Source organism: Tessaracoccus caeni (genome assembly GCF_029211185.1).
Lineage (GTDB): Bacteria > Actinomycetota > Actinomycetes > Propionibacteriales > Propionibacteriaceae > Arachnia > Arachnia caeni.
Map to the genome: position 1 here is coordinate 1 of NZ_JARGDO010000048.1, position 1,713 is coordinate 1,713.

General features: G+C 61.5%; 2 protein-coding genes and 1 pseudogene. 2 read left to right on the forward strand and 1 reads right to left on the reverse strand.

Annotated elements, in window-relative coordinates; genetic code table 11:
* On the reverse strand, window positions 1-972 hold a 972-nt coding region (locus tag P0D62_RS18910; RefSeq protein ID WP_275704077.1), incomplete at its 3' end, for a magnesium transporter CorA family protein.
* Between the two features lie 117 nt (window positions 973-1,089).
* On the opposite strand from P0D62_RS18910, the gene P0D62_RS18915 reads away from it, so the two are divergent.
* On the forward strand, window positions 1,090-1,428 hold the full coding sequence (locus P0D62_RS18915; protein WP_160119514.1) for a transposase: 339 nt from the start codon (window positions 1,090-1,092) through the stop codon (window positions 1,426-1,428).
* 28 nt (window positions 1,429-1,456) lie between these two features.
* A pseudogene (locus tag P0D62_RS18920) lies at window positions 1,457-1,713 on the forward strand (hypothetical protein); the annotation flags it as partial.

The window sequence follows — 1,713 nt, forward strand, 5'->3', positions numbered from 1 at the left end:
CCAACGCTGACGGCGGAAGACGGCGTACAGGCCCGCGGAGATGATGACCATTGCCAGAATCGATAGCGGGTAGCCAAAATCCCAGGTAAGTTCCGGAATTGACTCAAAATTCATCCCGTATATCGCTCCGACAAGGCTCGGAGTGAATAGGATGGCGGCCCACCCTGAAACGCGCTTCATGTCCTCGTTCTGTTTCTGGGCCACTAGGGCCAAGTAAACCGTAACGAGCTGTGTCAGCCGTGCGTGGATGCCGGACACTCTGGACAGAAGGTCATCTGCGTCCTCGGCGAAGGCCGCAGCATCGGCTGACCAGTCTGAGTTCTTCGACGCCCCTGGCGCGGGGATTCGATCGATGAACCGGCACAGGGAAGCAAGAGAGGAGCGGACCTTGCTGGCATCGGAGCCGAGCCGATAAACGCTCTCGATGTCCTTCTCGAATTCCCCGAAAATACTCGACTCGCAGTCCGCAGTGCCGTCCTCCAGGGAAAGTGCGGCAGAGTCATAGGAATCGATCGCGGCCTCGACGATGAGCGTTAGCGTCAGTTCCGCCTCATCTGCGGCAAAGTATCGCCCTGAGTTGTCTTCCGCCGGATGCCAGGCGGTCCCGATTCCGTCGACATCTTCAAAGACCACCAGCCAGTCGTCATGAAAGACAATGTGTAGTGATTCTATTCGTAGATCTTCTTGCCCTGCTTTTGCGATCCGGTTTATTCGCAGAAGGAAGGAGGGGCCGAATACATCCAGGCGAGGGCGACCGGCTCCTTCACGCAGGATTTCTCGCATGTTCTCCGGGAACTCGAATTCAGTTCCAAGTTGGTCAACCGTGTGCTCGCGCCCACATTGGCAGTCGACGACCTCGCCTCGATCCGTGATCAATGATCGGAGATCCGCAATCGGCTGCTGTTGCTTTGGTCGGACCTGCGGTCGCATCGCGTGTGCGGTGCCACCGGAGCATCCAAGGTGTTCAGTCATCCGGCGAGTGTAGTGGCGCAGAGGGGAGATGCGAGAGCCAGAGCCGCTCACGATGCCGGCCAGGACGCTGTAGCGCGCTGGGTCTCCTTCCCGAGTCTCACGAAGGAGAACTGGAGTATGCCCACGAAGTTCTGCTCGGAGCTGCGTGATCGTGCGGTCCGCATGGTCTACGACCGCCACGCCCTTGAAAGTGGCCCAGGAGCGCAGTCGACCCGCGCCGTCGCGCCCGAGCTCGGCGTCGGTGAGGAGCCCTTGCGGAGCTGGTGCAACCGCTACGGCCCCGCCGAGAGATCGTCCCGTCCGCAGGAATCGCTCGAGGAGGAGAATCGCCGGCTGAGGAGCGAAGTGACCGACATGCGCCGTGCGAACGAGATCTTGAAGAAGGCATCGGCATTTTATCCGCGCAGCCCGATCGCCCCACGACGAAATGATCCGGTTCATCGATATGCACCGTGAACAATTCGGTTTCGAGGCTGTCTGCCGCGTGGTCGGCACGACAGAATGTGGGTTTCTCACCTCCCGCGGCTGCCGAGCCGCGAAGCAGCGCCCAGCCTCTGCCCGCGGCATCTGGGCCGCAAAGTTCACCTGCGTTCGCATCCCGAAAGGGCTCTGCGACGCCGCGCTCTTCACGGACGTCCGCACGCGGCGGATCGTCGGCTGGGCCGTCGCGGCCCGCCTGCCCACCGAGGCATTGCCGTTGCAGGCCCTCGAGCACGCTCTACTGTGCACCTGCGCCGAAGC